General features: G+C 56.2%; 22 protein-coding genes. 14 read left to right on the plus strand and 8 right to left on the minus strand.

Translation table 11 applies throughout. The features are described 5' to 3' along the window. Nucleotides 1-113: 113 nt before the first annotated feature. The 5 genes from IPH19_03115 to IPH19_03135 all read left to right on the plus strand — a co-directional run bounded on the left by IPH19_03115 (nt 114) and on the right by IPH19_03135 (nt 2,767). Nucleotides 114-596, plus strand: coding sequence for a GNAT family N-acetyltransferase (locus IPH19_03115; GenBank protein ID QQR60382.1), 483 nt, complete (start codon nt 114-116; stop codon nt 594-596). A gap of 72 nt (nt 597-668) precedes the next feature. Next, nucleotides 669-1,016 (plus strand): hypothetical protein, encoded by a 348-nt coding sequence (locus IPH19_03120; GenBank protein ID QQR60383.1) that lies wholly within the window; start codon nt 669-671, stop codon nt 1,014-1,016. A 74-nt stretch (nt 1,017-1,090) separates the two neighbouring features. Next, nucleotides 1,091-1,606, plus strand: coding sequence for a L,D-transpeptidase family protein (locus tag IPH19_03125; protein QQR60384.1), 516 nt, complete (start codon nt 1,091-1,093; stop codon nt 1,604-1,606). A gap of 103 nt (nt 1,607-1,709) precedes the next feature. Beyond that, a complete protein-coding gene (locus tag IPH19_03130; protein ID QQR60385.1) occupies nt 1,710-2,192 on the plus strand; it encodes a hypothetical protein in 483 nt (160 codons plus the stop codon). 113 nt (nt 2,193-2,305) lie between these two features. Then, complete coding sequence (locus IPH19_03135; GenBank protein QQR60386.1) at nt 2,306-2,767, plus strand: hypothetical protein; 462 nt, start codon at nt 2,306-2,308, stop codon at nt 2,765-2,767. Between the two features lie 113 nt (nt 2,768-2,880). Here IPH19_03135 and rpoC read toward each other — a convergent pair whose 3' ends face one another. Both rpoC and IPH19_03145 read right to left on the minus strand, forming a co-directional pair. Beyond that, nucleotides 2,881-6,819 (minus strand): DNA-directed RNA polymerase subunit beta', encoded by a 3,939-nt coding sequence (gene rpoC, locus IPH19_03140; GenBank protein QQR60387.1) that lies wholly within the window; start codon nt 6,817-6,819, stop codon nt 2,881-2,883. 24 nt (nt 6,820-6,843) lie between these two features. Continuing rightward, entirely contained in the window at nt 6,844-10,233 is a 3,390-nt protein-coding gene (locus tag IPH19_03145; GenBank protein QQR61360.1) for a DNA-directed RNA polymerase subunit beta, read from the minus strand. Nucleotides 10,234-10,919: 686 nt separating this feature from the next. On the opposite strand from IPH19_03145, the gene IPH19_03150 reads away from it, so the two are divergent. The 9 genes from IPH19_03150 to IPH19_03190 all read left to right on the plus strand — a co-directional run bounded on the left by IPH19_03150 (nt 10,920) and on the right by IPH19_03190 (nt 18,403). Further along, nucleotides 10,920-11,189: a hypothetical protein gene (locus tag IPH19_03150; GenBank protein ID QQR60388.1), complete on the plus strand. Its 270-nt coding sequence runs from the start codon at nt 10,920-10,922 to the stop codon at nt 11,187-11,189. Nucleotides 11,190-12,004: 815 nt separating this feature from the next. After that, nucleotides 12,005-12,286, plus strand: coding sequence for a hypothetical protein (locus tag IPH19_03155; GenBank protein QQR60389.1), 282 nt, complete (start codon nt 12,005-12,007; stop codon nt 12,284-12,286). 303 nt (nt 12,287-12,589) lie between these two features. Then, nucleotides 12,590-13,519, plus strand: a complete 930-nt coding sequence (locus IPH19_03160) for a hypothetical protein (protein ID QQR60390.1) — start codon at nt 12,590-12,592, stop codon at nt 13,517-13,519. Between the two features lie 192 nt (nt 13,520-13,711). Next, nucleotides 13,712-14,374, plus strand: a complete 663-nt coding sequence (locus IPH19_03165; protein QQR60391.1) for a hypothetical protein — start codon at nt 13,712-13,714, stop codon at nt 14,372-14,374. A gap of 89 nt (nt 14,375-14,463) precedes the next feature. Continuing rightward, nucleotides 14,464-14,754 carry a hypothetical protein gene (locus IPH19_03170; protein ID QQR60392.1) on the plus strand — a complete coding sequence of 97 codons (291 nt, stop codon included), beginning with the start codon at nt 14,464-14,466 and terminating at the stop codon, nt 14,752-14,754. Next, nucleotides 14,754-15,338, plus strand: a complete 585-nt coding sequence (locus IPH19_03175) for a hypothetical protein (protein QQR60393.1) — start codon at nt 14,754-14,756, stop codon at nt 15,336-15,338. The genes IPH19_03170 and IPH19_03175 overlap by 1 nt, the downstream gene beginning before the upstream one ends. 338 nt (nt 15,339-15,676) lie before the next feature. After that, on the plus strand, nt 15,677-16,174 hold the full coding sequence (locus IPH19_03180) for a hypothetical protein (GenBank protein QQR60394.1): 498 nt from the start codon (nt 15,677-15,679) through the stop codon (nt 16,172-16,174). A gap of 221 nt (nt 16,175-16,395) precedes the next feature. Beyond that, nucleotides 16,396-17,106, plus strand: coding sequence for a hypothetical protein (locus IPH19_03185; protein ID QQR60395.1), 711 nt, complete (start codon nt 16,396-16,398; stop codon nt 17,104-17,106). Nucleotides 17,107-17,395: 289 nt separating this feature from the next. Next, complete coding sequence (locus IPH19_03190) at nt 17,396-18,403, plus strand: hypothetical protein (protein ID QQR60396.1); 1,008 nt, start codon at nt 17,396-17,398, stop codon at nt 18,401-18,403. A gap of 657 nt (nt 18,404-19,060) precedes the next feature. Here IPH19_03190 and IPH19_03195 read toward each other — a convergent pair. From IPH19_03195 to IPH19_03220, 6 genes are all read right to left on the minus strand, one after another. Continuing rightward, nucleotides 19,061-19,774, minus strand: coding sequence for a helix-turn-helix domain-containing protein (locus IPH19_03195; protein QQR60397.1), 714 nt, complete (start codon nt 19,772-19,774; stop codon nt 19,061-19,063). 2 nt (nt 19,775-19,776) lie between these two features. Continuing rightward, nucleotides 19,777-22,029, minus strand: a complete 2,253-nt coding sequence (locus IPH19_03200) for a DNA translocase FtsK 4TM domain-containing protein (protein QQR60398.1) — start codon at nt 22,027-22,029, stop codon at nt 19,777-19,779. 35 nt (nt 22,030-22,064) lie between these two features. Continuing rightward, a complete protein-coding gene (recA, locus tag IPH19_03205; protein ID QQR60399.1) occupies nt 22,065-23,147 on the minus strand; it encodes a recombinase RecA in 1,083 nt (360 codons plus the stop codon). An 86-nt stretch (nt 23,148-23,233) separates the two neighbouring features. Further along, nucleotides 23,234-23,641 carry a four helix bundle protein gene (locus IPH19_03210; protein QQR60400.1) on the minus strand — a complete coding sequence of 136 codons (408 nt, stop codon included), beginning with the start codon at nt 23,639-23,641 and terminating at the stop codon, nt 23,234-23,236. An 80-nt stretch (nt 23,642-23,721) separates the two neighbouring features. Next, a complete protein-coding gene (locus IPH19_03215) occupies nt 23,722-24,603 on the minus strand; it encodes a hypothetical protein (GenBank protein QQR60401.1) in 882 nt (293 codons plus the stop codon). Nucleotides 24,604-25,155: 552 nt separating this feature from the next. Then, nucleotides 25,156-26,322 carry a ComEC/Rec2 family competence protein gene (locus tag IPH19_03220; GenBank protein QQR60402.1) on the minus strand — a complete coding sequence of 389 codons (1,167 nt, stop codon included), beginning with the start codon at nt 26,320-26,322 and terminating at the stop codon, nt 25,156-25,158. Nucleotides 26,323-26,355: the final 33 nt, after the last annotated feature.

The raw sequence follows: 26,355 nt of genomic DNA on the forward strand, positions 1-26,355 counted from the left end.
CATTCCTGCGCAGGCAGGAATCCAGAACCAGAAAATCCGAACATTTACCGATTTACTCAGCTGGATCCCCGCCTGCGCGGGGATGACAGGAACAAGCCGGTTGACGCTTGAGAATGCTTCTGCGAAAGTCCTCGCGCAGAGGAGGTGGAAACATGATTCGTTATGGACTTTTGCAGCATGTGACTGATGCGGATGTGGTCGATATCGGGATCTTGGTGGAGACGCTCTCCCCCGGCACCCGGAAGCCGACACATGGAGAGGTGAGGCGCATCGTCGAGGCGCATCAGGTGATCATCGCGCGCGATATCACCGTCGAGCGCGAGCCAATCATCGGGATGGCGACGCTCGTCATCATTCCGCAGATGATCGGTTTGCGGGGACGCGTCGAGGACGTGTCCCGACATCCGGACTATCGCGGACGCGGCATCGGGCAGGGGCTCATGAAGAAGCTGCACGACGTGGCCCGCCAGCACGCGATCGACAAGCTGGCTCTCACTTGCCAGCCGTATCGCAAGGAGGGCAACCATCTCTATCCCAAGATGGGCTACAAAACCGTCGAGACCAACGTGTACCGCATCGATCTTTCCATACTCTGAACAGATTGACAGATCGATCAAAATCTTGTTTACTGTCCGTCCACCTAGGAGGTACGGATGCTGGCAGAACAGTTGCGTGCAGTGGTACAGGCGGGACTCAGGCCGATTCCGATGCAGAGCACCGAGGAGGTGCACTTCCGGAACATGCTGTATCGAGCCTTCGAGGCCATGAAGGTCTCGGCGCTCGAGCAGAAGCGTGAGGCGCTCGTCCTCGAGGTCTATCCCTATCAGGTGAAGTGGATCGAGCTCGGGTCCGAAGGCGATCTCACGCAGGTGCCCGTGGATCGCCTCATCGGGATGGCGGCCATGCTCCGCGACAAGCTCGCGGCGCAGAACCTCAAGATGTCTCTGCGACATCGCGTCCGCGGCGACGCTACCAACTCGCGCAACAACGTCTACGAACTCATCGCTTCTTGGTGAGACTCTTACGCCCTCGATCCGTCTGGATCGGGGGCGTTGACATTTTGATATTTTTTTGCTTTACTGAGGTCACTATGCAAACGTTGTACATTCGTCAGACAGGTCCGAATCCGCATGATGGTGAGGCGGAGCTCAATGGCAAACGCTATCGATGTGCCATCGGTAGAACCGGCGTTCTTGCCGACAAGAAAGAAGGAGATGGCGGTACTCCGCACGGAACATTTCCGTTGCGTGAGGTCTTCTTTCGTGAGGACCGACTCGAGAAGCCGGTCACTGGCCTCCCGATTCGCGCAACCGCCAGTAATGACGGGTGGGCGGATGATAGTGCTCTCCCGGAGTACAACACTCATGTCTCGCTCCCCTATCCAGGTTCTCACGAGAATCTGTGGCGTGAGGATCATGTCTACGACGTGATCCTGGTCGTCGGCTACAACGATGCCCCTCCGGTACCCGGTAAAGGCAGTGCGATCTTCATCCACCTGGCCCGCGAAGGATACACGCCGACCGCAGGCTGCCCCGTCTTCTCCAAGCCCGACCTACTCGAGATTCTCGCACAGCTCCGCGCCGGAGATCAGGTCGAGATCAACTAACAACCAGAAATCAATCACGCCCCCGACCGGACTGGTCGGGGGCGTTGACATTTTGGATTGCATTTGCTTACCTAATCGCATGGCTCGTTCATGGAGGTAAGCCATGCAGAAAGAAGCAACGGAGTTCGTTCAGAGCCTGAGGAAGCAGTCCATCGAGGCTGCAGACAAGATGAAGGAAGCTGCGGAGCAGGAGAAGCTGGAGGCGCCCGCAAGACAGAAGGCACAGATCCGTGCGTGGGTGGACGACCACATGGACATGCTTCGTCGGAGCTTCCGGAAGGTATCGGAAGCGGGCCGTCGTAGCATGGTCGTCGGATGCGTCTTCATCCTCGACAACCGCCAGATCGAGCGACACGCCGACAAGGGCAGCTCGTGCGATCCGGCTGGTTACATGCTCAAGGATCTCGCGAAGGACCTCGCTGATCAGCTTCGAAGCGAGGGGTTCGGCTTCAGGTTGGAGATCACGAGCCACCACGGCTCCATGGAGCTGAACGCTCATGAGCGAGAAGCCATCAGAAACTTCTGCGCCGGAACGGGTTGGGCGACCATCACACTGCTTCAGCTTCTTTCTCATCGCCCCTGGTGAGTCTCGCGCCCCCGACCGGACTGGTCGGGGGCGTTGACATTTTAGCAATTTTTCGTTATATTATTCCGTCGGTACTACTGCCGATGGTTGTTCTTTTCAGAAAGGCGAGCGTGATGACGCGTAGACACACGATCATTGACCGGCTCGATCACGACACCAGGAATGAGCGTCGAGTGACGGTCATGTTTCCCCGGTTCATTCTCTGTATCGACCCGCGGGCCGAGGTTGAGATGATGACCCTGACGGCCATGCGGGATCGGACCGGCTGCGTGCTCAGCTTGGCCGATGGCATCAAGGATGGTAGCGGTCAGCCCGTGCTGATCCGTAATCATCATGGCGGCGTCCGTCAACAATCTTGGCATGAGAATCCCCATGCCACGATCCCCGTGTACTGGTTCCTTGGGTACATGCTCGTACAGAATCGGTGGGGCCACATCAAGCGCGTCCTCCAGCTCCTGCCCACGCAGGATCGCTACCGCATCTACGAGCAGAGTGCTCTCGAGTACATGGGTCCTCGACGCGGCCAGCTGGCAGATCTCATCGCCCCGCTTAGCCTTGTTCTTCCGCCTTACTGATCGATCTTTTCTTTCATTATTTCTCTACGCGGATTGTCTGATCACATATGGATCATTCATCTGCAATACAAAAAACCCTCAATGCAATCTGCATGAGGGCTTTTTGATTCCGACTAGGCCTTGGCGGCGGCGTCGGAGGCGGCGTTTTCTTTTTCCAACTCGGCGGGGTTCACTCCAAAGCCGGTTCCGGCTGGGGTGAGGCGACCGATGATGACGTTTTCCTTCAAGCCTTCCAAGCGATCGATCTTTCCTGTGACCGCGGCGTTGATAAGCACGCGGGCCGTTTCCATAAAGGAAGCGGCGGACAAGAACGATTCGGTGGAGAGAGCGACCTTGGTGATGCCCATGAAGAGCGCCTGGAGATCGGCGGGCGTTGCTTTGCCTTTGGATTCCAACTGTTCGTTTTCTTCCTCTGCGCGGTAGCGATCAACGATCTGGCCTGGCAAGAGCTCGGTTTCACCGGCGTCCTTCACGTACACACGCGAGAACATCTGGCGAACGATGACTTCAATGTGTTTGGCATTGAGTTTCTGACCCTGCGAGGCGTAGATGGCGAGCACTTCACGCAAGAGGTAGCGCATGACGGCATCGGTGCCGCGCAACCGGAAGAGTTCCTGAAGATCAAACTGACCTTCTGTGAGCACATCGCCCATGGTGACTTCCTGACCATCCTTGATGAGGATCGAGTAGCCGGCCGGGACTTCCTGCTCAAGCACGGAAGCACCTTCAAAGATATGCGTGAGCTTGTTTTTCTCGATGCGGATCGTACCTGGATGCGAGGCGATGACTTCCTCCCCTGTTGAGCGGATGATAAGCATCTGACCTTCCTTCACCTTGCTGCCGTCCTCGACTTTGAGCTGATCCTTCTTGATGAAGGTGTGCGTCTCTTCGCGGACTGCCGTGTGGTGAATCATGATCGTGCGCGTACCCGAGGTCGTATCGACAAGCTTCTCTCCCTTGGCGGTCTGGAGAATGCGGCGTTCGCCTTCCACGATCTTGGCCATACCGGAGACTTCTGCGAACAAGGCTTTACGCTTAGGCGTGCGGGCTTCAAAGAGTTCTTCAACGCGCGGCAAACCTTGCGTAATGTCGGCTGCGGCCACACCACCGGAGTGGAACGTACGCATCGTGAGCTGAGTACCTGGTTCACCGATCGACTGGGCGGCGATGATACCAACGGCGGTACCGAGTTTCACGAGCTGGTTGTAGGCCAAGTCCGTGCCGTAGCACTTCTGACACAAGCCGCGCTTGAGCTTACAGGTGAGCAACGAGCGCACGTGTGCGGACTCGATCTGCTTGCCCTGAAGGGCGCGGATATCGTTTTCATCAACGAGCTTCCCTTTCTTGACGAGCGTTTCCTTGGATTCCGGATCCTTAATGTCTTTCATGAGGACGCGGCCGTGGAGACGCGTAAGGATCGGTTCTCCGATTTCTTCACACTCGGCAGCCGTGAGAACCACGCCATCGGTGTCACCACAGTCTTCCGACATGATGATGACGTCTTGCGAGACATCGACGAGACGGCGCGTGAGATAACCGGCGTTGGCCGTACGGAGAGCCGTGTCGGTCAAACCTTTGCGCGTACCGTGAGAGGAAATAAAGTATTCCAACACGTCGAGACCTTCACGGAACGATGACTTGATCGGAAGTTCGATAATTTCACCAGACGGCGAGGACACAAGGCCCTTCATACCGACGACGTTGGTCAGCTGACCGACGGAACCACGGGCTCCGGAGTCGATCATCGAGAATACGGCGCCTTCCTTGTCGAGCGACTCCTTGGAAGTCTTCTGCAATTGGTCTTTGACGTCGGACCAAACACGGATGATGGAGTTGTAGCGCTCTTTCTTGGTGAGCAAACCTTCCTTGTACTGGTCTTCAATCTCGAGCGTCTTGCGGTCGCCTTCCGTCATGATGGTGTCCTTATCGAGAACCGGAAGGTCACCCATGCCGTAGCTGAAGCCGGAGCGCGTGATGTAGAAGAAACCCATGTTCTTCACTTCATCCAAGAAGCGGGCCGTACGGTCAAAGCCGCGGAGCTCAATCGTGGTACGCACGATTTCACCGAGCTGCTTGGTTCCGATGACTTCATTGCGGAATCCGATTTCCTTCGGGAAGAGCTGGTTCAAGATGAGACGGCCGACGTTGGTCTCGATCGCTGGCTGATCGTGCTTCACTTTTACCTTGATCTTCTCGCGAATATAGAGACGACCACTGTTGAAGAGATAGAGAGCCTCTGCCGGAGAACCAAAGGTTTTTTGTTTACCATCAACCGGATCGATCAAGGTCGTCATGTAGTAACAACCCCAGGCAATGTCCTTATCTGGTTTGGCGATTGGCTGACCGGTAGCAGGCTTCAAGAGGTTCTTGGTCGAGAGCATCAAGTTCTTTGCCTCCCAACGCGCCTCTTCCGTCAACGGAATGTGGACGGCCATCTGGTCTCCGTCGAAGTCGGCGTTGAAACCCGGACAGACCATCGGATGGATCTGGATTGCTTTACCTTCAATCAGCTTTGGCTGGAAGCCGAGAATACCAAGGCGGTGAAGCGTCGGAGCGCGGTTCAAGAGAACAACGGCGTCCTCTGCGATGCGTTCCAAGATGTCCCAAACTTCCGCGTGGTCGGCCTCGATGTAACGGTTGGCCGAGCGGATGTTGTGAACGAGTTCACGCTTGATGAGTTCCGAGATGATGAATGGCTTGAAAAGTTCCAAAGCCATGGTCTTTGGAAGACCGCACTGATGAAGCTCAAGTGTCGGACCGACGACGATCACGGAACGACCAGAGTAGTCGATACGCTTACCGAGCAAGTTCTGACGGAAGCGGCCCTGCTTACCCTTCAAAATGTCGGCGAGCGATTTGAGCTGGCGCTTCTTGCCGGTGGCAGCGATCACGGTCTTGGAAGAACGTGCGCTGTTGTCGATCAAGGAGTCGACGGCTTCCTGAAGCATGCGCTTTTCATTGCGTACGATGACTTCCGGAGCATTCAATTCCATCAAACGCTTCAAGCGGTTGTTGCGGTTGATGACGCGGCGATAGAGGTCGTTCAGGTCCGAAGTGGCAAAGCGGCCACCATCGAGCGCAACCATCGGACGCAAATCCGGAGGGATGACAGGAAGCGCTTTCAAAATCATCCAGCTTGGATCGATCTTGTTGGCGTGGAGCGACTTCAAGAGCTTCACACGGCGCACGAGACGATCGTGTTTGGCCTCGGAAGCGTCGACCATGTCGTCCTGAAGACCTTTCATCGTGGCTTCGACATCGATTTTCTTGAGCAATTCCTCGACAGCCTCGGAACCGATCTTGGCTTCAAAGACGTGACCGTACTTGAGCGAGAGCTCGTGATAGTCGGTTTCCGTAAGAATCTTCATGACCTTGAGGTCCTTCAATTCTTTGTCGGCGATGTCAAAGTCAGCTTCCAATTCATCAAGACGATGGGTCTTGTTGGCCTGGGCTTTGTCCATTTCTTTAGCGAGCTGGTCGGCGGACCAACCCTTTTCCTCGCCCTGCTTTTGGACGCGCTCGATTTCACGGTCGGATTCCGATTCGATCGACTTGCGCTTGCCCTTGTACTCGGCGCGGACTTGTTCCACGGCCTGCACTCGGAGATCCTCATCGACATGCGTAACGATAAAGGCGGTGAAGTAAATCACCTTTTCAAGCGACTGGATGCTCATGTCGAGCACCGTACCGATCTTGGACGGAACAGAACGCAAGAACCAAATGTGCGTCACCGGAGCGGCGAGCTCGATGTGGCCCATGCGCTCGCGGCGGACGAGCGAGTGCGTTACTTGAACGCCACACTTGTCACAAATAATGTCCTTGTAGCGGATCTTTTTGTACTTACCGCAGTAACACTCCCAGTCCTTGGACGGACCGAAAATTTCTTCAGCGAAGAGATCGGACTTTTCCGGTTTCTGCGTGCGGTAGTTGATCGTTTCCGGCTTGGTGACTTCACCGTACGACCAGGAACGAATGACTTCCGGGGAAGCCACTTTGAGGCGGATGGAGTCGAAGTCTGTGGACTTGATGTTCTCCGTTTGGAAAAACGCCATAGAGATATGTGTCGTTACGGTGAATTAGAAATCCGTCGGAGCCGGACCCCACTCGGAATCTTCCGGAGCGGCGGCGACAGCTGGACGAGCGCGGAAGTGCTCCGGCTTTGGACCGGCATCGGAATCGATGCGGCGGTTGTCCTTGAGCAATTCAACGTCGAGACCAAGACCCTTTAATTCACGCACAAGCACGTTAAATGATTCCGGTACGTTGACCTTGCGGATCGGCTCACCCTTGATGATGGCTTCGTACGCTTTGGAACGGCCAGGAACGTCGTCCGACTTGATGGTAAGAATTTCCTGCAATGTGTGAGCGGCGCCGTAGGCTTCAAGGGCCCAGACTTCCATTTCACCAAAGCGCTGACCACCAAACTGCGCCTTACCACCGAGCGGCTGCTGGGTGATGAGCGAGTACGGACCAATGGAGCGCTGGTGGATCTTGTCCTCAACCATGTGGTTCAGCTTCAACATATAGATGTAGCCGATCGTCGGGTTGTGATCGTAGCGGTCGCCGGTGCGGCCGTCGTAGAGGGCGATCTTTCCGTCCTCCGGGAAGCCGGCTTTCTTTAATTCCTCGCGGATCGTGTCTTCCGGGACGCCATCGAATACAGGCGTTGCGACAACATAACCAAGCGCGTTGGCAGCAAGACCCAAGTGGGTTTCCAGAATCTGACCCAAGTTCATACGCGACACGACGCCGAGCGGCGAGAGAATCACGTCGACCGGAGTACCGTCCTCAAGGAATGGCATGTCGGCAACTTTGACGATGCGCGAGATAACACCCTTGTTACCGTGGCGGCCGGCGAGCTTGTCACCTACCTGAATCTTGCGGAGGTCGGCAACGGAGACAACGATCTGCTTCAACACACCAGGCTGGAGCTTGTCGCCGTTGTCGCGCGAGAATACTTTAATATCAACAACCTTGCCCTTTTCACCATGCTCGAGGTAGAGCGAGGAGTCGCGGACATCGCGAGCTTTCTCACCGAAGATGGCGCGGAGCAATTTTTCTTCTGCCGACAAATCGGTTTCACCCTTTGGCGTGATCTTACCGACAAGAATGTCACCGGACTTTACTTCTGCACCCGTGCGCACGACACCGTGCTCATCGAGGTTGCGGAGTTTTTCTTCCGAGACGTTTGGAATATCGGCTGTGACGGCTTCCGGACCAAGCTTGGTGTCGCGGACGTCAATGACGTGATGCTCGATGTGAATCGAGGTGAAGCGGTCCGTGTGCACGAGACGCTCGGACAAAATAATGGCGTCTTCGTAGTTGTAACCATCCCATGACAAGAAGGCACACATCAGGTTCTGACCAAGAGCGAGTTCACCGCGCTGAACGGATGTACCGTCGGCAAGGACTTCTCCGGAGTAAACCTTTTGGCCTTTCTGAACACTCGGACGGTAGTTGATACAGGTCGAGTGGTTGGAGCGCTGGAACTTGATGAGTTCGTAGCGGCGCATCGTGCCGTCCTGACCCTGGAACTCGATGTGCTTACCGGAAACGGAAACAATGACGCCGTCATCCGGAGCGATCAAGGCGTGACCCGAGTCGATAGCGACGCGGCGCTCAACACCGGTTCCGACAATCGGCGCATCCGGCTTGATACATGGAACAGCCTGACGTTGCATGTTGGTTCCCATGAGCGCGCGGTGACCGTCGTCGTGTTCCACGAACGGAATCAACGAGGTGCCGATGGAAAGAATGTGTTTGGAAGAAACGTCGACGTAGTCGATTTCATGCACATCAACGACGGTTGGTTCACCGTTCTTACGTGCAGCGGCACGCTCGACGAGGAATTTACCGTCCTTGCCGATGGCGGTTGTCGCAGGAGCCGTCGTACCGCGCTCTTCCGTAAAGGCGTTCAGGTAAACGATTTCCTTGGTGACCGTCGGGATGACGGGCAATTTATCGACAGAAACTTTGGCAAGCTTTTCTGCGAGCTTTTTGTCGACTTCCGTGTTGGCTTCCGCGACGAGTTTCCCCTCGCCATCGCGAACGTCTACACGAAGGACTTCACCGATCGCGTCTTTGCCATCGTTTTGCGCCCAGCTCTTTACCAAACGATACGGAGCTTCAATGAAGCCGTACTCGTTGATGCGGGCGTAACAAGACAAGTGACCGACGAGACCGATGTTTGGACCTTCCGGAGAAGCAATCGGACAAATGCGGCCGTAGTGCGTGCGGTGTACGTCGCGGACATCGAAGCCGGCACGTTCACGCGTCAAACCACCAGGACCCATCGCCGAGAGACGGCGCTTGTGTTCAAGCTCCGAAAGCGGATTGGTCTGATCCATGAACTGCGAAAGCTGCGAGCTCATGAAGAATTCGCGGATCGCGCCGATGACCGGACGAGCGTTGATAAGCTTGGCCGGGTTGATCATGGTGATGTCCATCGTGGACATACGGTCCTTCACGATACGCTCCATGCGAGCGAGACCGATGCGGAAACGGCTCTGCACCAATTCACCGACAGCGCGGACGCGGCGGTTACCCAAGTGGTCGACGTCATCCGGTTCTTCCTGCGAGACGTTCAAGCGGATGATTTCGCTCAAAATATTTACGAGATCTTCCTTGGTGAGAATGCGGTTCTCTTCCTTCACCATTTCCGAGTGCTCGGTCGGGAAACCAAAGCGCTTGTTGAACTTGTAGCGACCGACTGGACCCAAGTCGTAACGGTCAAAGTTGAAGAACATCGAGTGGATCAACGATTTGGCGTTGTCGGATGTTGCAAGATCTCCCGGGCGGATACGCTTGTAGACTTCAATGTAACCTTCTTCCTCGTTGGACGAGACGTCCTTGGCGAGTGTGGACTCGATGTAGTGGTTGAGCGGATGAACATCGACTTCCTCAAAGAGTTTTGTGATGGCCTCGTTGGAACCAATGCCAAAGGCGCGCAGAAGTGCCGTGGCGGCGACTTTGCGCTTACGATCGATCTTGACCCAGATGACGTTGTTGCTGTCTGTTTCAAATTCCAACCAAGCTCCGCGGTTTGGAATAATTTTTGCTCCGTAGTAGCGGCGGTTGTGCATGACCTCAGCGGCAAAGAAGGCACCGGCCGAGCGCACAAGCTGCGTCACAACGACACGCTCGATACCGTTCACGATGAAGGTACCGCGGTCCGTCATGAGCGGAACGTCACCGAGATAGACTTCGGAATCCTTTTCCGAATTCTGGCGGCGGTTTACGAGCTTAAGCTTCACGCGAAGCGGAGCCTCGTAGTTGACGTTCTTGGCTTTGGACGTTTTCTCGTCGAACTTAGGCTCATCAAAGTAGTAGTCTACGAACGAGAGTTCGAGATCACGACCGATGAAGTCTTTGATCGGGGAAATTTCATTAAAGAGTTCACGGATTCCTTCTTCAAGGAACCAGCGGTAAGACGCTTTCTGAATCTCGATGAGATCCGGAAGGGCCATGGCATCACGGGCAGCCGTGAAGTAGCGTCGCTCGGCTTCCTTAGGAGCCTGGCGGCGGAATTGCATCGCTTGCATGTGGCGATCAAAAAAATGTTCGGAGTGACTTTGTCCGCGTGGGACCGTCAAAAGCTGGACATGGCAGCCGGAGAAAGACGGTGACCTTGCAGGCAAAGGTCCGATTAAATAAGGGTCAAAAACACGCGATTGAGCATCAAAATGCGTCCCGAAGGGGATATCGGGACGAACTTCGATTAACGGATGTGGGAGCTCATGAAGTGAGGTAGATCACTTTTTCCTGACAGAGTGGTTGCGCAATTCCCTGTCAAGCCGCGTGTTTTCGCGCGAAATTTAACATGGCGTCATCGAGGCGTCAAGGAAATTGGCTAAAAGCTGTTTTTCGTCAAATTTGGCTAATTTTAGATGAATATCGTCTTTTCCTGTTTTGGCTAATCTTAGCTTATCCACATTTGGAGCTAATTTTAGCCTATTTTTTGTTATCTATTTATAACATTCATTATATATATGACTATATTTACTTTTATATTAGCCAATTTGGCTAATATTCGTTTTGTTAGGCTTACTTGACAAAATTTTGGCTTTGTGCTATAGTATCTCGTTACGATGATCAACCTGAAAAGGCCAAGATCGTCGGAAACGACTTCCCAACAACACATAGCGAGGTGCGCATGCGCAACGAGGTCCAGATCGAGGTTCTGCTTCACAAGAGCTCTGGCACCGCCTTGGTGCGGACCGTCGACTACTCCGATCGGGAGTACCTGCTACTCCGCGCCACCGCCGAGCGTGAGCTCTGCTACCACGTCTTCGACGACGATCCCCTGCGCGACTTCGACAGCGGTCCGCGCTTCCAGGCGGTGGCGGCGCGTCACAGCAAGGACAAGGGCAGCCGCTTGCAGCGCATCGGCCGCAAGCCCCGCACGTTCCGCGACATGAACTAGTCGCACTTCCCACGGTTGGCGGTCCCGACCTGATGCGAGCGATTGGTAGATCGCTTACACAAAAGATGGCCGACGTTCCTTTTCTCTTGAGCCGCAGTGGTTAACACTCGGCTCCGCTCTCAGGTTTCCGACTCGATCGGAACTCTGATCTGCGGTAACGCATTTCACAAAAAAATATTCGTCTTGGAAGGAGAGCCAGGATACGTGTTCACGCATCATAGTCATAACCATACCGAACGGTCGGTTTGGATGACGGTGAGTATGTTGCGTGACCATGTTTTAGCTCCCCAACCGAGACTCCCAAGTCTCGATTTTTTGTTCTTGGGAACGCTTTGGAGGAGGAGCCCCCGTCGCAAGGCGGGAAAGATGCTCATGCGCGGTGTGGACTCGGATTCGTCTGGGACCACTCCATGTATGACTTCTCGGATCTGTCGGTCTTCGGACCTGAATGGACCACCCGCCTCCAATGCGTTCCCAACAACATCGACTTATCAGACCTGAAGGAGATCCTCGCTTAGGACCGAACACGGACCTCTAAGCGAGCGGCGAGGGAAACAGACTCGGCGGATTCGTCTGCCACATCTGCATGTACCAAACCATTAAAGATGAAACGGCTTCGGTCGTTCTCATCCCATCTCCGTCAGATCTGATCCGTCGAAAGATGGATTGAACTTTCAAATCGGTGTGGAACTCACGTTCCATGCCCAGGATCCAGCTCATCATCACGCAACATAATCATGACCATGATGCGTGACCATGACGTGGAACCCGGGTGTGGCGCGGGATAATTTCACCCCCGAGCCAACAAGAGACAGATGACCAACGACAACAGCTTCTCGTCCGTTCTCGACCTGTGTCGTACCGAGATCCGCGTGATCGAGGCCTGCGACCGGGTCCTCGAGATCCGGACGCCGCTCCCCGCCAAGCCGCGGGACGAGCGCGAGGCCAAGCGGGTCCTCCGGGATCTCCGCTACGTCGCGTGGCTCCTCGAGGGACGTCGCAAGACGCTCCTCGACGGGCAGGCCTTCGAGCGTGACTACTACGCCGAGATGGCTGCCCTCGAGAAGGCCAAGGCCAAGATGGCCATGGCCGCCTGATCAACAGAAGTTGATCGACCGCGGTACCGACGGAATCGGACATCTACGCAACGAAAGAGATAGGTGTCGCCATGGTGTAATCGCACGGCTTGCGGCCGTTTCGCCGATCTGCGTTTGTCCCCGTTTAGTCGCTACGCGAAAACAATGGGGAGCCTGGGAAAGCAGTGTCCTGACCTGGCCGGAGGAAGTAACTACTTCCTCCGGCGCCGATCCCGACTGTTGAACGCAAGTTCGACAAGCGAGATCGGGTGCAACCAGAGAACGATCTTGTTCTTCCGTTCGCACCGAAGGAGGTTCCTTCACATGCAGACCGTTCACGAAGAAGTCGAGCGCAACGGATACGAGCCGTACTCCCACGAGGAGGCCAGCTACGACCGCGAGCACGACCGCTTCTACAACATGAGGCGGCACACCGCCATCGGCGAGATCATCCGGCTCCAGGGTGAGCTCTGGAAGATCGAGCAGGCGCTCAACCTGCTGTTCGATGAGCGCATCCGGCTCGAGAAGGGCTGGGCGAGCGGCGATCGCAATACGATCGCGAGGCTCGGTGCCGAGGTCTTCCTCGCTCATCACAAGCGCGGCATCGAGCTGCGCATGATGGAAGACGCGTACGGCAAGGCCGACGATGTCCGCAACGAGATCGAGGCCTTGAGCAACGAGTGCACGGCGTTCTGCCGGGAAGCGAAGGTGAACAACGCCTTCTTCTTCCCCAAGGGCTTCCGGTACATGAACTCGTACGAGCTGCAGAGCGTCCTCGCCCGCGCCAAGCAGGCGCGGGACACGATGCATCTGCTCGTTCTCGAGCGTGCCGCGGAGGCCAAGCGCAAGGAGCACGAAGCCGAGATCCGCGCGGCGCATGAGCAAGAGCTCAAGCGCATCGACGCCGAGCTCGCTGCTCGCCGCGACGAGCGCAAGGCGGAGCTCGAGGGCATCGTCTCGGGTTACACCGAGATGGTGGCCAAGATCCTCGAGCATCCGGTCTTCCGGAGCGCGAGCATCAAGCTCCCCAAGCTCCAGCTCGATCGCTACATGATCGAGTTCAAGCTCGGAACGCTCGGCGACGAGGGCTACCAGGTCCTCGTGCGCAAGACGCGCGACGGGATCGCGGACGCGAAGCGCAAGCTGCGCGAGCCGCTCCGCCGCGCTCATCAGAGCGCACACTCGCGAGGCATCACGAAGCTCGGCTTCGAGGAGTGCCTCAAGGAAGGGGGTTTCGAAAGCCTTCTCGCCTAACCGCGGTTCCGACGGATTCGGAATAAGTCTTCGCGCAAGCGGAGCCGCTGACCGGCCATGGTCACATAGCGAACTACTACATAGCTGAGATGAGCCCTCAGCGCCCCAAATCGGCTGACGAATTATTCGTCCATCGATTTGGTGCGATACACGGCAAGTCGCTGTGACTCGACGCCAACCCCGGAGGCTCCTTTGACCACCACGAACTTCCTCGCGTCGCTCCTCGCCAAGCTCGTCGGCATCCGTGTCTTCGTGAAGAACGAGGTCGCGAACCCGAACCAGCACCCGCGTCCGATGATGCGGGCGCAGCTCGAGGGCTTCCTCCGCCTCACGCAGGCGGAGATGCTCGAGGCGCTGGGCGAGAAGTCGCCCAAGAAGCTGACCGTGAAGCTCCGCAAGAGCATCGCGGTCGTGGCCCGCATCCACAAGGGGTGCGACTCGTACAAGACGGTCGCGGAGAAGGCGGAGGTTCTGATCAAGAAGCTCCACCCGATCTACGTGACCGAGCTCGAGCGCATCAAGCTCGAGGCCGACAAGCGTGCGATGCGGCTCTCGCTCGAGAAGCGCTTCCACGCGCTCTCCGGCGGCAAGGCGCTCCCCGACGGGACCCTGAGCTCGACGCTCGAGGTCATCGTCGGCGAGCTGCGCTGCGAACTCGAGGAGACGACGCGCAAGAAGATGGATGAGGTGAAGGACAGCGCGTTCTTCCACCCCAACATCTCGCGCGTCAACGACGCGAACCTGGTCGCCTTCTCGGCCCGACTCGACGAGCGCCTCAACGTGCTGCGTCGCGTCCGGCCCGTCACGCAGAAGCCCTTCACTTCGCACCTCGCGCAGCGGATGGTCATGCACTGACACCCTGGCCGATCGGAGATAACTCTCCGATCGGCGCCCACCCCGATTATCGAGACACTCGATGAACGAGGCGGGCGCAAGAAAACAATTTGTTTTTACGCGACCCATCAACGGAGGCTCCTTCCATGCAGCAGAACACCAACTTCGACACCGATCTCCCCCGCGTTCAGACGATCGTGGGCTCCAACCCGACGACGAGCATCGCGGACCTCCTCCACGAGGAGCTCGTCCGACACTTCGGCATCGGGGGCTGCGCTCCCGAGGGTTCCGAGCCGCTGTGTGATCCGGACGTCTTCCTCTTCCCCAAGATCGAGGAGGCGCCGATCTCCGGCGATGACATCTGGCTCCTCGAGCGGTATCTGACCGCAGAGGCTGCCTGATGAAAGGCGCAGGGTTCTGGGTCGCCGCCGCTGCCCTCGTGATCGTCTCGATCGCGTGGCACACGGGCTTCGACTACTTTGATCCTGTCGCCAACGTGTACCTGACGCTCGATGAGCACGCGACCGAAGAGCATTGCTTTGAGGGAACGACGCGCATCGACTGCGAACGGGCACGTACCGGCTACGAGCTTCGAGGCGGAACGCTTCGTGCGCGTGTGACCGGGATCTCCGATCTCGGACACGAGCGAGGAGTGCATCGCGCCATCGCGAACGTCGACATCAGTTTCGACATCGATGGGCGGTATCGAGGATGGGGTTGGTCGGATCTCGATCGACCTATTCTCTACGGCTTTGTCACGGGTGCTCAGAGCGTCGGCGAGGGAATGCGCCGTCACACGCAAGACGTGGGTGAGATTGCTCTCCTCAGTCCGATTGCTCCGCCCCCGCGTACGCGCTACGCACCCATCGTCAGCGGAGCCTGTTCCACGGATTATCGGCATGACCTGTGCCGCTTCCGTGCCATGGTTCCCATCACTGGAGATACCTCGTATCTCCGAATCCACCTGCGGGAACGCTTCCGCTAGTGGACACTGCGCCCGACTCTCCATACTGGATCGAGTCGGGCAGCCAATTGAAGGCTGGAAATCCCTTCCAACCTTCACAGGCTGAATGTCATCCATCATTGACAGAATCCTGAAAAAGACGTATCTTTTGGTGTTCGTTTTCCTTCGATCCGGAAGTTCTTGGAGGCGGATAAGCTTGTCGGTTTGCTGGTCTCCGACTGCGGTTGGACACTGTGCGACCTTAGCCCCTCTCCCTGCGTTAAGCCTTTTTTGGACTTGATGCAGGCCTCCAGGAACTTCCGGGTCGGAATTGGGCGATTCCGCCCGGAACAAACGAACAACAATATTACGGAGGTCCCGTGGCAAAACGAGGTTTCATTCTCACGACGTTCCAAGATTGGGACGCCGCAAATCAGTCCGAGAACGTGCGCGAGCATGGTCCGGACATGGACCTCGTTGCGCGCGACCTCACTTCGCAAGAAGTGAATGATCTGTTCCTCCAGGCACGGTCCGACGACTCCGTCGGATTGGAGAGCGAGCAAGACGACAACGGATACTCGGAGATGGCCATTCACGCCATCGACGAGTTCCTCGCCCGAGAGAATCGGCGCGAGCTCGAGGCGCGCCTTGCGCGTCGTCTCGAAGAAAAGGTGGCCGGCGAGATGGTGCTCGTGTATGCGGGGCTTTCCCCCAAAGCACATGCGCTCCACATCACGACATTGAATGACCAGCTCGACGGCATCCCCGCCGATCTGGCCAGGCAGCGGGCCGAGCTGCGGCGCAAAGCCGCAGAACTCGCTCCCCACAACCTGACCGAGGTGATCGGCAGCGATTCCCCTTCACGGGGCCGCAGCTAATCAACTCCTCACACTTCTGATGATGCGTGCTTGTCCGCGCTCATCAGAAACCCTGTGGCCGAGGCCAGACAAAACAGCTTGTCTGTCTCGGCCTCCCACTCCGGATCGCGATCTATCGCGCATCGGAGCGGGAGCCACATCGGTTCCTAGGAGGTTTTTCACAAGTGCAGACAACGATCGATACGGTCTATCGAGTCACGTCGCGCTTTGCACCCTTCGTCATGAGTGACGATGGTTGCGAGGGCAGCGAAAGCACGTGGATCGGGTATCACTGCCTGATCTTCTCGCTCAAGGATGCGCTCGACGAGCTGCATCACATGGATACCTATCGGCGGGAGCTCAAGCAGCTTCTCGTCGAGACGGGGTTCCACGTCATCGCCCGTCTGCGCAAGCAGACGGACCTGACGAGCATCACGGACGACGAGTTCTACGAGATGCTCCATCGGCTTGCCAGTGCCGATCTACACGAGATCGCGCTGCAGGCCGAGGTGACCCGCGAGGAACAGTTCAAGATGGCGAGCGTGCAGACGCCCAGGACCTCCACAGAGGCCAAGCGCAAGCTGCTCGCCAAGCTCGAAGCTCTGGCGTCGACGGAGAAGAACTCCTCGACGCTCGAGGTCGAGAGCGCCAAACGGCGCATCGAGGAGATCAAGTCGACGTACGAAATCGCTTCGTCGGATCCGTTCGACATCGATCTCGAAATGCTGGATGCACCGCTCAAGCCCACGGCATCGTCGCAGCTCATGAAGCTGCTCGATGAAGCCTGGAGCAAACGGAGGAACGTCGGCGACATCTACTACGGGATCGAAGAAGACCCGGACAAGATGCGCCAGCACCTGCGCGATCGCGTGCAGACACTCGAGAAACTGGTGCGCGAGCATCGGGATCTCAAGCAGACCGCGGAGCCGATCGTCCAACGACGGCGCCGCTGAACCTTCAACCTCTAACCTGAGAGGATCTCGTTTCCACAACGAGATCTTCCACCCAATATATTTATCAGACTGGATTCCCGCCTTCGCGGGAATGACAGGATGAATGTATCGGGGGGAATCCGTTTACGCGGACTCTGAAACGCCCTGCGAGGTTACATAACCCTCGGACAATGATGCGTCTCAACCCCAAACAAAAACCTTGCGCCGGTGAAATGGTGGCGAGGCTGTAACTTCACAACAAAACCACAACGTTCAGTTTTCCCATCCGCTTAGGCGGAGAAAGGCAATTATGACCAGCCAGAACGATCAGCGTGCGAACATCGTCTCCTTCCGCTTCCCGGTACCCAGCAAGGGCGCTGCGGCGCGCTTCTCCACGAAGCGCTTCCTCTACGAGGTGCAGAACGTGGAGGAGAAGCCGCTCGTCGAGGTCGATGACGCGCCCGCGATGGTGCTCCGTGCCTCGGTCACGCTGCGCGTGTTCCACGAGGACTACGTCGACAGCGACGAGAAGCTCGCGGAGTTCGACAAGCTCACGCCCGGTCTCAACGAGACCATTCGCGAGTTGACCCACGGCGTCTACACGAGCCGTGAGGAGAAGCTCAAGATCATGGTGAAGGGCCGCGGCGGCAAGCTCGAGGAGGGCAAGATGTCCGCCTACATCGTCGATCCGGCACGGAAGGACGGACGCAATGCTCTGGTGAACACGTTCTTCATGAACGAGATGCTCCAGGCCGCTTCCGGCGACGACCGCATGGACCGCATCATGCGCCGACACAAGCTGGCACTGCGTGGTCAGCGCGTCGACAAGCGCGTCGTCAGCGGTGCGAGCGAGGATGCGGTCAACGCGAGCTTCCTGGGCTGGGTCTACATGGCCGAGCCTCGGGTGCCCACCGTCGACTACGAGCAGAAGACCGCAATCTTCAACTCGTACGAGGACATCGGGTTCGCGGTCTACATGCCGCTCTCGATGATCCGCGTGATCGCCAACCTCTACTACAAGATCCTCGAGTCGCGCTGGCGCAAGACGATCGAGGAGGATCACGAGATCGTCGCCGGTAGCAGCAAGGAGATCGGCGGCAAGAGCCGGCTCCTGCTCCCCGCGGGCCGCCAGGTCCAGAAGGAACGGAAGGCCGAGGCTCAGCAGCCCGCTGCCGACCAGACCTCGAAGCCGAAGCGCGACCGCAAGCCGCGCGGCAGCCGCAAGGACACTTCCGAGGTGAAGACCGAGGGCGAGACCGCGGCGGAGGCCAAGACCGACAGCAGCGAGCCCAGCTCGCCGCCGACGGCCGAGGCCTGAACTGAACGCGAGGCGGATGCAGATCCGCCCACACTCTGGACAGCCCCCGTTCCACTATCTGTGGAGCGGGGGCTTGTTCGTTTCTTGAATATACTTACTCTGGACAATCTTCCTGTTTTCTGATAGCGTATCAACCCCGGAGGTTAACAGAATGAATGATGATCGAAAGACGCCTGTCAGTACGTGGCCACCACCTGGCCACAACGAGGAACGAGGAAACAGCGACCAGACGGTCGTTGCACCCATTCCGAAAGACCTCCTCAAGCGGATGATGGATTCCGGATCCGCGGCGATCGACGAGCCTGATGAGGACGTGCGTTCATGATGGGTTTCATGGCAACGCTCGTATTCATCTACCTCGTCGCCGACGATATCCACTCCGTCCTCAACCGTCGTACAAGGCGCTGACCTCCTATTGGTCGCACCTTATCTCTCCATCGCCCCGTCTGACACTCTTGTCGGAACGGGGCGTTTGCGTTACGTTCAAAGAACCGTATCGTCCTTCAAAACCTGCGGAGCTCCGTACGCTATCGGCTCCTCTTGTCTCGTCTACCCATGCGTTTGCCGATCTGGCGAACTCGCGGATCTCTCTCCTGACGACACAAAAGGCGCCACACTCGGCGTGGCGCTGCTTTGCAGGTTTTGGTGGATGATTTTTTATTCTGCCTCTTCTGAAACGGGAAACGAGGTAACGGGAGCTCGGTCGTAGATCACGCGGCGGACTTCTACGGACTCCGCACCGTGACGGCGGCGCGAAACAATACGAATCAGTGTTGTTCCACGTGGAACGTTTAGATCATGTGAAAAGCGGCCGTCTGGACGAACGGTTGCCTCAACGCCGTTGATGGATACGATGGAACCGGAGAGCGTTTTTCCATCGATGACGACATGCGGATCATCAACACGAAGGCCATCGATCGGAGCAACAACTTCCAAATCAGGAGGAAGCGACATGGAGCGGGCTTGGGCGTAGACATAGCCGCCGAGCAAAAAAACGAAACAGAGAAAACCGGCGGCGGCGATGATGCGCGGCGTGACAACGAGCGCGGTGGCACCAAGCTTTACGGGACGCGGTAAAAAGTCGGCCGGGTTGCGTTTGATCTCGCGTGTGCGGAGACCCTCGCGGAATTTGTGGAGATAATAAGATTCGTTGACGCCAAAGAAAGAGACGTAGGATTTCAACAACTTTTCTGCGTAGACGGGGTCAGGCAGTCCGCTCCAATCTTCATTTTCCAATGCTCGCAAAAAAGATGGCGTGAGTTTAGCGACACGGGCTGCTTGTTCCAGAGAAAGTCCGGCACGCTCGCGTAACTCAATCAGGTCGGGACCTAGTTTCCCGGTACCATTCACGCGTTTTAAGACGAAGGCCATACCTACCGTGCAGTTTCTTCGTCCGACCCTTCTTCGTCAACCTCCTCTTCCTCTGGAAGCTCTGGCGGCATCTCGTCTTTCAAGAAATCCGCTTTGAGAATTTCACGCGGCTTAGCTCCGTCACCCGGACCAATAAAGCCTTCTTGTTCCAAAAGGTCGAGCAGACGCGCGGCGCGGGCGTAGCCAACTTTCAAACGACGCTGCAAGAGAGAAGCGGAAGCTTTTCCGGCACGGAGAATCTCTTCTTTGGCAGCAGGGATCAGTTCATCGGAATCTTCTGCGGCCAAACCATCGTCACCGAAAATCGTCGGGCCCGCGGAAGGACGATTGGTTACAGACAGGTCGTAATCAGCAGGTTCGTATTTGGATTTTACAAATTCTACAACGCGGGCGATTTCTGTTTCCGATACAAAGGCACCTTGAACGCGCTTTGGAACAGAGAGGTCCGCCGTGGAATAAAGCATGTCACCACGACCAAGAAGTTTTTCTGCACCTTGCTGGTCGAGAATGGTGCGCGAGTCTGTTGCGGACGCGACAGCGAAAGCGATGCGGCCAGGGATGTTGGCTTTGATTAAACCTGTAATGACATCGACGGAAGGACGCTGCGTTGCAAGGACCAAGTGGATACCGACAGCGCGAGACATTTGCGCGAGTCGCACGATCGGACCTTCTACGTCGGAGGCGGAAGTAGCCATCAAGTCGGCCAACTCGTCGATCAAGATAACGAGATACGGAATCTTGTCTTGGACTTTTGCGTTATAGGTCAAAAGATCGCGTACGCCGTGCTTGGCGAGCAAATCATAACGACGATCCATCTCACGCAAAGCCCACTTGAGCGAGTTTACGGTTTCAGGAACTTTGGTGATGACAGGCGTGAGCAAATGCGGAATGCCATTGTAGACCTGCAATTCCACGCGCTTTGGATCGACCATGATGAACTTCACGTCGTCAGGACCGAGCGCATACAGATACGACATGATGATGATATTCAAACAAACCGACTTACCAGAACCCGTAGCGCCGGCGACAAGCAAGTGCGGCATCTTGGCGAGATCGCCCATCCAAGGCTTGCCGGATACATCACGACCGAGGACAAATGAGAGCAGAGTCTTGCGATCGCGGAATTCTTTGGACTCGAGCATTTCACGGAGGCCAACGGTTGCGACGCTTTGGTTTGGAACTTCAACACCAACCAACGACTTACCTGGGATTGGAGCTTCAATACGGATTGGGTGAGCAGCAAGCGCGAGTGCCAAGTCGTTGTGCAAACCCGTGATGCGCGAAAGCTTAACGCCATCGGATGGCTTGAAAGCGAATTGTGTAACGGTAGGGCCGACCGCGACTTCTGCCATCTCAACAGGAATACCAAAGGTCTCGAGCGTGCGGCGAATAACTTCACGATTGTGAACGATGTCGCCGGAAGTTGGACGTTGGTCGCGGCGCTCGAGCAATTCAAATGGAATCTCGATGCGTGCTTGGCGGCGCTTTGGTTTGGCGGTCTTCATGACGCCTTCTTCCTCTTCATCCTCCTCATCCTCATCGGATTCCTCTGACCCTTCTTCCTCTTCTTCAGAACCATCACTCTCCACCTCTTCATCCGTTTCTTCCTTCTCTTCTTCTTTGGCGATCATCGGAGCTTGGCCTTGGCGGAGAAGGGCGGCTTCTGAGGCGCGGGCTCGGGAATCGCTCCAGGCTCGGAACGGCGACATGATCGCGCGAACCAACCTCATCACGCTCTTTAAAATAAGATCGACAAAAAACAAGATCTGTTTTAGCGAGGCATTAAAAGAGAGCAGCAAGGAAATAACAAAGAGCGCTACGAGCACGGCGATGGCTCCGGCGAGGCCCATCATGTTTGTGAGCGGAAGCGCAACGATTTCCCCGAGCTTACCGCCAGCTGCCATGAGCGCCGCATCGGCTACGGGCTTGGCGTCAGGGAATGTGACAGCGTGAACAAGCGGATTAAGTGTAATGAAGAAAAGCAAAAAACCCACTACGTTGCTGAATCGGATCGGCAAACGATCCGGGGCGAGAATGTGATAAGCCCAAGCCATGAGCAAGAACGGAACGATGAGCTTGTCCCAGCCAAAAACATAGGAGACGCCATCGTTCAAAGCACGACCAAAGGCGCCGGCCAGGTCGAACATGGAAAGCAAAAGGAAAAACGACAAGAAGAATAGCAGGACTACTGCTACTCCCTTGCCGGTTTCCGAATCCAAGGCTAGATCGAGCGCGGGCTTCCTCCGTCGGGCCATAACCGCCTTATTCTATCAGGTTAATGCTTAAACGTTTACTCGGCAGGCGGAACCTCCTCGGATTCATCCTCGGGAGCGTCGGCCTTTGTCGTAGATAAGCCACTTTGTTCACGTTCCTGCCAGGTCGCGATGGCTTTTTCACGCATTTCTTTCATAAGGGCTGGGCGCTCCTTAAGTGCGAGCTTGGCATTCTCGCGGCCGACACCGAGCTTCTCGCCTCCAAAGGAGTAGGAGTTGCCGGACTTGTTCACGACGCCGAGTTCTACACCCGCGTCGAGCAAGTCGCCCGGAACAGAGATGCCCTCGTTGTACATGATGTCGAATTCCGTGGTGCGGAACGGAGCGGCGACCTTGTTTTTCACGATTTTTACTTTCACACGGTTACCGATGATCTTCTCCCCCATCTTAATCTGGGCCGAGCGGCGAACCTCGATACGCATCGAAGAGTAAAACTTGAGAGCGGTGCCGCCCGTCGTTGTTTCCGGGTTTCCGAATACAACGCCAATTTTCATACGGATCTGGTTGATAAAAATGACCGTGGTCTTGGAGCGCGAGATGATACTCGTGAGCTTACGCAAGGCTTGCGACATGAGGCGCGCCTGCAAACCCATGTGGTGATCGCCCATTTCACCTTCAATTTCTGCGCGCGGCGTCAAAGCGGCAACGGAGTCGACGACGATGACGTCGATGGCGTTTGAACGAACCAGCGTTTCTACAATGTCGAGCGCTTGTTCTCCCGTGTCTGGCTGAGAGATGAGCATTTCATCGACATTTACTCCGATTTTGCGAGCGTAGTCTGGATCGAGAGCGTGTTCTGCGTCGACGAAAGCGGCGATGCCGCCCATCTTTTGTGCTTCCGCGATGATGTGCTGGGCGAGCGTTGTCTTACCAGAAGCTTCTGGACCGTAAATTTCTATGATGCGGCCGCGCGGGACACCGAATACGCCGAGGGCGAGGTCGAGAGAGAGACAACCAGTTGGAATGGCGTCGACTTCCATCTTGCGGGCTTCCCCAAGACGCATGATGGAACCGTCTCCGAACTTTTCTTTGATCTGATCGATTGCGGTTTGGGCTGCGGCTGATCGGCCTTTTTGTTCGTCGCTAACTTTTTTTGCCATATATGGGTGTTCGATTTATGTTCTATACGTTATATCTCCGACATGAGCATGTGAAGTGTGGATAAGTCTTATTCGCGCTACACGCTTCACGCTGCACGCGACATTGCAGTCTTATCAGCAGCTTTATCGAGCTTCGCCTCACTCTTTATAGAACGCGCTAGGATTCCCCAGAGCATACGACCTACCTCGTCTAAATTTTCCAAAAGACCTTTTACATCCGCATCGGTCGACCAACCTTGTCGCACAGCAAAGCTTACGATGTACTTTGATTCCTGAACGGAACCGTAAGCAATGTCGGCAAAGTTGCGATTTACTGCACGGCTCTTCCTTGCGAATCCTTCGGTATAGTTCAGAGCTACTGAGAGCGCGGCGCGTCTGAGCTGGCTTACCGCGCCATGGATCTCATCCTTGGGAAATCGAAGGCTTAGTGAATATGCATCGTCCACCATTTTATCAATTGAATTTTTTAGCTTGGAATGAAATGCGGTTGGCATAAATATGTAGCGAGACGCGTGTTGCGCGCCGCGTGAAATGATTAGAAAAGGGACCCCACAGATCATGGGGCCCCTCGTGATCAGTAGGAACGTCCGGGACATGCGGGCAGTCCGCATTGAACTGGAACGAGAGGACGAATGATGTCTCCGCCGGGGTCGTAGCAGACTTGGACAGGAACGGTGTGGCCATCGATCGTGACGGTGACCCCGGCATCTGTAGCGCGAGATCCTTCGAGGGAATCCCAGCGACGAACGCCGTCCCAGTCACCGCAGAAGGCGGTGAAGGCGGCCCAGCCGAGCCAGTCGTCACGGATTGCGACATCGAGCGTATCGCCGGGCGTTGAACGATACTCTTCCGAGGCGCCACCTGCTCCCCAAAGGACGAGCGTCCAACCTTCGGCGCAAACTCCTAGGCGCGTGTTGGGCTCGAGATGAATACGGGTCATCGCCTCTTCACAGACCCAGCTGGTTGCGGGGTTAGTGCTACAGCTTTCGTCGACGAGACCGTTGCAGTCGTTGTCGAGCGTGTCGCCGCAGATCTCGTCGAAGGTGTGGCAGGAGGTGCTCCAGGAGCAGGTTGGCGCTTCGCATTCGCGATAGCCGTTGACGCCGCAGCTCGTGACACAGATCTCCCCCATTCTGCCGAGCGGACAGAGGAAATCTTCGTCGACACGAGTGTCGAGGTCATCGTCTGTGCCGTTGCAGGACTCGCGCATCGGCGTGCGCGGGACGAATGCGTCGACAGGACGCGTGGCTGCATCGACAGAGACCGCGATGTCCGATGGACGGAAAGCGTCCGTGGCACTCGGCGGCGAGCGGGCATCGAGCGTGTCGAATGTCCTCGTACTTCCGCCGTCGCGACGACGACTGAAGCTCTCGCCGCCTTTGGCGCATCCGGCGATTGCGGGCCAAAGAAAGATGAAGTTGAAACTGACCAAGAGATAGATGAACCATCGACGCATGGGAACCTCCCGACCGCACCCAACACTCATTGTAGGCACGGCCGGGGATTACCCGGCGCAGAATCTCGACCGGAACAGGAGGTAGTTGGTCGTCCTACCAGCATCGAGTCAGGCGCGGCACGACCACTGATGAGTCAGAGTCATTTTGCCCGCCCAACCCAACACTCCCCGTCCGGCAACGCACATTGTCCAACCAGCCTTTCGGCATGACCTAGAACCGCAAGCATGGAACGGTCCGGATCATGGACACCACTCGGGCCGGTTATTTCCCGAGCGCATCCCTCAACCAGCAATGCACTGTTCTTGTTCCGACGTTCGGAACTTGTGAATGTCCGCGACACATACGGGCTTTTGACTCCCTCGTGTCTGATTCCAGAATAGGAATTGACGATAGGCGCGTCAAAAAAGTTGTTTGTCTTTTTTGACATAACATTTCTTCATGTAAAAATCTTGCAGACATTAAGAGCCGGTCTCTCTATTGATATTGTTTATCGATTAAAACATCCCGCATGCGCTGACAGAATTGAAATTTGGGTTGTGGATTGTTTTATTTTAACGACGCGTGGATAACTTTTTCCATGCCCACCAAATAACGATGTAACAACCGATCATGAACCATGGAGTTACACCTAAACCCGACCAAGAACCCCAACCGATATTCTCGGCGGTCGTTGCGATCCATAGCAGTGCGGATAAAAATCCTTGGGCTGGGAGCGTGAATGGCGAGGATGGTATTGCGAGCGCGATGAGACCGCTGCCCATCGCCCACGGGATGAGAGGGATGGCAAAAAGATTGGTGATGATGCCAACGACGGTCGCTTGTCCAAAAGCCCAAGCGGCGTATGGCGTCGTCATTAACGTAGCAGCGAGCGTGGTTGAGACGCCCTCGCGAATACCATCCCAAGGAATCTTCTTTTCAAAATACTCGTCAAAGCGTTGGCCCCAAGTCATGAGGCCAAGGGTTGCCAGGAATGAAAGTGCGAAAGAGGGATCGTAAACGAGCGACCACGGCTTCCATGCAGCAAAGATCGAAGCAGCTACGAGTAACAGACGTTTCGTTGATGGTAGTCGGCCAACGACGGGGGCAAGTGCTACCAGCCAACCCATAATTGCCGCGCGTACTACGGGTGCTTGAGGCGCGACGAGCCAGACAAAGGCGATCAGAACACCCGTTAAAAGTAAAAAGGCTTTTCTGCGTGAAAGATGAAATAGATTAAAGAGCTGCATCGCGGCCATGACAACAATCATTACGTTGGAACCCGAGACAGCGACGAGATGCGTCATGCCGGCCGTGCGGAATGCATCGCGTGATTCTTTGGTGAGACTTCTTTCTCCGTAGAGAATTCCCGCGAGGAGAGCGCCTTCATCGCCGGGCAAGCCTTGGCGAATGCGGCCTGAGAGATAGTCACGGTAGGGATTTGGGGCATTGCGCGTGTAAGCAAAGCCGCTTGGATCGAGGAAGCGGAGGTTGGGCGGAATTGATGAAGATTCAAAACGCCAAAGACCTAACAAGAAAGCGAGCGTGACGAGAAAGACGTAACGAAAAATGGATTTTGATAAAAGGAGAGCGATGAATAACGCTAGAGCAGAAGCGATCGAGAGATATTGCATGCCGATGGATGCGTAGGGCCATGGGCTATGGATAGCGATGCCTAAAAGAAATGCGGCAAAAAGCCACCCGGAGAATTTCCAGAATGAAATCGGCTTGATCGCGCTCACTCTCTACTCCGTTCCACGGAACGTTCGGCTCTG

The sequence above is a fragment of the Candidatus Uhrbacteria bacterium genome, assembly GCA_016699205.1.
Lineage (GTDB): Bacteria > Patescibacteriota > Patescibacteriia > 2-12-FULL-60-25 > 2-12-FULL-60-25 > CAIXDN01.

Coding starts and splice junctions, on each gene's coding strand:
- IPH19_03135 (QQR60386.1), top strand. CDS start 2,306: ATGACGCGTAGACACACGATCATTGACCGGCTCGATCACGACACCAGG.
- IPH19_03125 (QQR60384.1), top strand. CDS start 1,091: ATGCAAACGTTGTACATTCGTCAGACAGGTCCGAATCCGCATGATGGT.
- IPH19_03215 (QQR60401.1), bottom strand. CDS start 24,603: ATGCGTCGATGGTTCATCTATCTCTTGGTCAGTTTCAACTTCATCTTT.
- IPH19_03130 (QQR60385.1), top strand. CDS start 1,710: ATGCAGAAAGAAGCAACGGAGTTCGTTCAGAGCCTGAGGAAGCAGTCC.
- rpoC (QQR60387.1), bottom strand. CDS start 6,819: ATGGCGTTTTTCCAAACGGAGAACATCAAGTCCACAGACTTCGACTCC.
- recA (QQR60399.1), bottom strand. CDS start 23,147: ATGGCAAAAAAAGTTAGCGACGAACAAAAAGGCCGATCAGCCGCAGCC.
- IPH19_03190 (QQR60396.1), top strand. CDS start 17,396: ATGACCAGCCAGAACGATCAGCGTGCGAACATCGTCTCCTTCCGCTTC.
- IPH19_03150 (QQR60388.1), top strand. CDS start 10,920: ATGCGCAACGAGGTCCAGATCGAGGTTCTGCTTCACAAGAGCTCTGGC.
- IPH19_03175 (QQR60393.1), top strand. CDS start 14,754: ATGAAAGGCGCAGGGTTCTGGGTCGCCGCCGCTGCCCTCGTGATCGTC.
- IPH19_03195 (QQR60397.1), bottom strand. CDS start 19,774: ATGGCCTTCGTCTTAAAACGCGTGAATGGTACCGGGAAACTAGGTCCC.
- IPH19_03185 (QQR60395.1), top strand. CDS start 16,396: ATGAGTGACGATGGTTGCGAGGGCAGCGAAAGCACGTGGATCGGGTAT.
- IPH19_03200 (QQR60398.1), bottom strand. CDS start 22,029: ATGGCCCGACGGAGGAAGCCCGCGCTCGATCTAGCCTTGGATTCGGAA.
- IPH19_03115 (QQR60382.1), top strand. CDS start 114: ATGCTTCTGCGAAAGTCCTCGCGCAGAGGAGGTGGAAACATGATTCGT.
- IPH19_03160 (QQR60390.1), top strand. CDS start 12,590: ATGCAGACCGTTCACGAAGAAGTCGAGCGCAACGGATACGAGCCGTAC.
- IPH19_03145 (QQR61360.1), bottom strand. CDS start 10,233: ATGGCCCTTCCGGATCTCATCGAGATTCAGAAAGCGTCTTACCGCTGG.
- IPH19_03155 (QQR60389.1), top strand. CDS start 12,005: ATGACCAACGACAACAGCTTCTCGTCCGTTCTCGACCTGTGTCGTACC.
- IPH19_03210 (QQR60400.1), bottom strand. CDS start 23,641: ATGCCAACCGCATTTCATTCCAAGCTAAAAAATTCAATTGATAAAATG.